Raw genomic sequence first — 3,730 nt, 5'->3', positions numbered from 1 at the left:
GTAAATTTTCCTATTTTAGTTAATGGAAAATTCTACTTATAAACTGTTTCATTTTTTGGGGGAGTTACAATACCTTCGCAAATACTAATTGGTAGCAGAAGCCTAGACTGGCGCTCTATTGATATAGATAACTGAAAAAAATAAATAAATTTACCTTTAGATGCTTTGGAGCTTTCCCCCCGTAGAATTTGAGCTAAGCTCATATCTTACTGTTTAGGTTTGAATAATTTTAATTTACCCAAAAAGGTTACATATATAGGGCGTTTTAGAATTTTCAAATTACTATTTTGAGAACTTATGTGATTCTATGCTTATAGCGAGGTGATATGGATAATAGCTTCATGGAAGTCAGCAAAGATAATGTGGCTCCTTATTTATCTATTTTGTTAGGTGCTAAGTCTGATAATGTAAAACCGTGCACAATTCATGAAGAGATAGTCAAAATACTTCAAGATTAATGTTCAGGTGAAATTAGTGTTGGCTCAATTATAGAAGAAGCGATTGGAGAGCTAGGCATAGTTAAAATAACACCATATGCAATAGTTAAGTCACCCAGCTGGGCGAAAGACATCGATATCAAAGATGTCGAAAATCATGTGTTTATAAGTTTCGATGTTCGAGGAAGTTTAGCTTTTTATTTTTCTGAGAAAGGAAAAAAAGATACCATTCGAGATTATTTCGGAAAAAAGCCATTAACTAATTTATTTCCAGTTCCTATCAGTAAGCTCAATGGTAATTTTATTAATGAAGATGAAATAAAAATGCTTTGGCTGTCAGGGATTCATGGCAGAGATAACTTTAAAGCTGATTCAAAAGTATTGGGAGGTAAAAGTGTAGCCGATACATTAGATCCCTTAATTGACCAATCTTATATGATGTCAGCGGTGAGAACAGAAGTATGGGGTAAAAATACAAAAAGCTCTATTGGAATTAATCCTTTTAAATCTTCGATTTGGCGTGGTCCATGCAAAGATTGGAAAACCTTTGAGAATCGGGTTGTTGAGATCTTAGATATATTATCTAGTAATACTAACAAATCTGACAATCCGATTGGAATATTGTCATACCCTATTTCATCACCAGATGACTTAGCTAATCCTTATGATTTTTCCTTAGTTGACTATGACTTCTTACCAGAAGAAGATGGACAACATCGTAAAGATCTTTTAAATAAATTGCAATATGACTTTCATGTGGAACTAGTCCCCACTTTTTCTGATAGTGATATTGCACTTGATATTTTCTATGCAGGTAAACAAGTAGGGAACTTATGTGTTGAATTGAAAGTTGATGATTATAAAGTTAGTTTTCACATAAAAAGTGAAAATGTATTTGTTAAGAAATATTTTGATCAATATAAACGTGTGTTTAGTTATCCAGAATTAGTTAAATGCTGGTTTGAATCGGGACATGCGGTTGTAAATGGCATGGTGTATCGAACTGGCTACCAAGATGTTGAGTATAATAAATTCCTTTGGGCTGGTTTTGAAGAATTTTATATTACTAAAGAGAAACCAGGAGCTGACCCAAAAAAACCAGACTTAAGAAGTATTGGGAAAGAAAAGTCCTTGTTTTGTTGGGTTGAGAAATGTTGGTGTGGTAATTGGTTAAATGCTGATGACTTCAATACTACTGAAAAGCCCAAAGGTTGGTTATATTGTGATGATGGGGCAGGTGAAAAAGCTGATTTTATTCACTATGTTCAACATGGTTCTTTACATCTGATCTCATTAATACATGTTAAAGCTTCTAAAAGTGAAAAATCTTCGAGAAAAATTTCAGTTGGAGCCCATGATGTCGTTTTGAATCAAGCCGTTAAAAACTTACGTTATACAGCTCGAAAGACTTTACTTGAAGATTTAAAAACTCGCCATGGAGCTGCTAGTCATAAAGGTTGTTGGCTTAATGGGAAAACAGCCAAAGCTGAAGATTTTTTTCATAAATTGGAAACATTGAAAGACAGTAAATACATAAAAACAAGGGTTATTGTAATACAGCCACATACTCAAAAAAGTGTTTATAGTGCCAATAATGGAAATAAGATCAAAACTCAGCTTGATGTTTTGCTTATCAGTGCTGAGAATGCGATTCGTTCGTCAGGCGCGGAGTTTTTTATTGTCGGTTTTGATGATAAAAAATAGTACAGCGAAGTGGTTGACCTAGTACTGTAATGAATTTTAGTAACTTAAATTAGCGATAAAACTTGGTGTTTTGTTGTTAACAACATGAAAATAAATTTAGCCTTTATTTCATCCGAGGGGTATAAAGTGGGGTATCGATTTAAGTCCCATGTGTTGTAAAAAAATGTGCTTTGTGCTGTTTCATACAAATGGACTAGTAGCAGCAAAATGCTTAGGTGGGCTAACTAACCTGAGCTTCGGATAATTAATGCCTTTCTAGCAGCCAGTTTTTGCGCTAACTGCGTTGAATTCACTTCCAATAGCCAGCTATTGGTGCGTAAATTCGTCTAGTTATCCCTAAAACTCTCTGGCTAGATAAGGAAATAATTTAATGTATGTTTAAAAACAATTGGTTAGCTCATTTTTTATCCAAATCTCAGGTTAACTAACCGATGTATAACAACCATAAAATCCAACACAATATGCTAAAGTAAAATACGAATACTGCCGATACTAAGGCAGTACAAAAAGGAGCTTTTATGACTATTCATTTTAATATCCATTCGGCGTCAACAACGAATGCGCCAACATCAACACAACCGCTTGCTGCACCCGTAAAAAAGGAGCCAGAACTTAATCAGATTAAAGATACCAAAGAGAAACAAGTATCTGACGAGTCTGTGTCTATTGCTGCATTTACAGGTGATGCACCGAGCAGTTCACCATACAGCGCTCTACTTAATCCTGAGGGCTTTGATTTTGAGAATATGTCTATCAATGAATTTAAAGGTATTGTTGATGCAATTCGAACGTTGGAGTCTGATATGGCACGCTCGAGTGGGTATACGGGGAGCTTACGTGACACATTTTGGGATGATGTAATGGGGGTGAAAGGTTCTTTAGATGGTGTCAATTTTGAGGAAAAAGGTTTCAAGCCTGACGAAAAAATAAATATTATCGACTTCTTTGTAGATCATGTAGAAGGCGCGGCGCAAATGGAAAAAGAGAACTACCGCTCATTTCATGGTGTGTTGGGTAATGCTCAAAAGAAACAGCAAACAGTTGCTAAAATCACTTCAGAATCTTTTCTCCAAGAGTATCAAGAGAAGGTGATCAATTTCCTAAAAAGCCAAGAAACTAAACTTGTTGATACGCAGGCTTNTAGTCGCCCCTGAAACCAATTTAATTTATTGAATTACTTGAAGATCTAAACGATCTTACTACCCTAAAATTGCAGCTTTTTTGAATCACACAACCAAAACATTGCAATTTGAGTGTAAAAATGAAACCAAAACNCAACCACGCAAACACCACAAAAGCACCTGTTTCAAATCGAGCTTATTGATATTGTTTCACCACGCCATGAGCTAGTGAAGCTAGCAAAAATCATTGATTGGCAGCGTCTAGAGGTCGAGTTCAAACAACACTATGGCGATAAAGGCGCTGGCGCCAAGCCTATCCGCCTACTTGCGGGCCTCGAATACCTGAAACAAATTCACAAACTGTCTGACGAAAATACGGTAGCCATGTGGTGCGAAAACCCGTATTAGCAATATTTTTGTGGCATGCAATTTTTCACCCATGAGCCGCCTTGCTGCCCAAGTTCAGCT

The 3,730-nt window shown here is 35.9% G+C and carries 3 protein-coding genes; all 3 read left to right on the top strand.

Annotation, left to right across the window (positions count from 1 at the left end; translation table 11 throughout):
- Window positions 1-596 precede the first annotated feature (596 nt).
- The 3 genes from CKO50_RS18470 to CKO50_RS18460 all read left to right on the top strand — a co-directional run bounded on the left by CKO50_RS18470 (window position 597) and on the right by CKO50_RS18460 (window position 3,670).
- Window positions 597-2,141 carry a hypothetical protein gene (locus CKO50_RS18470; RefSeq protein WP_217989662.1) on the top strand — a complete coding sequence of 515 codons (1,545 nt, stop codon included), beginning with the start codon at window positions 597-599 and terminating at the stop codon, window positions 2,139-2,141.
- Between the two features lie 518 nt (window positions 2,142-2,659).
- Window positions 2,660-3,295, top strand: coding sequence for a hypothetical protein (locus CKO50_RS18465; protein ID WP_095729352.1), 636 nt, complete (start codon window positions 2,660-2,662; stop codon window positions 3,293-3,295).
- A gap of 195 nt (window positions 3,296-3,490) precedes the next feature.
- Window positions 3,491-3,670, top strand: a complete 180-nt coding sequence (locus tag CKO50_RS18460; RefSeq protein ID WP_095729351.1) for a hypothetical protein — start codon at window positions 3,491-3,493, stop codon at window positions 3,668-3,670.
- Window positions 3,671-3,730 lie beyond the last annotated feature (60 nt).

The organism is Pseudoalteromonas sp. HM-SA03, from assembly GCF_002289345.1.
Classification (GTDB): domain Bacteria; phylum Pseudomonadota; class Gammaproteobacteria; order Enterobacterales; family Alteromonadaceae; genus Pseudoalteromonas.
This window is presented reverse-complemented; position numbering and strand designations above follow the sequence as displayed.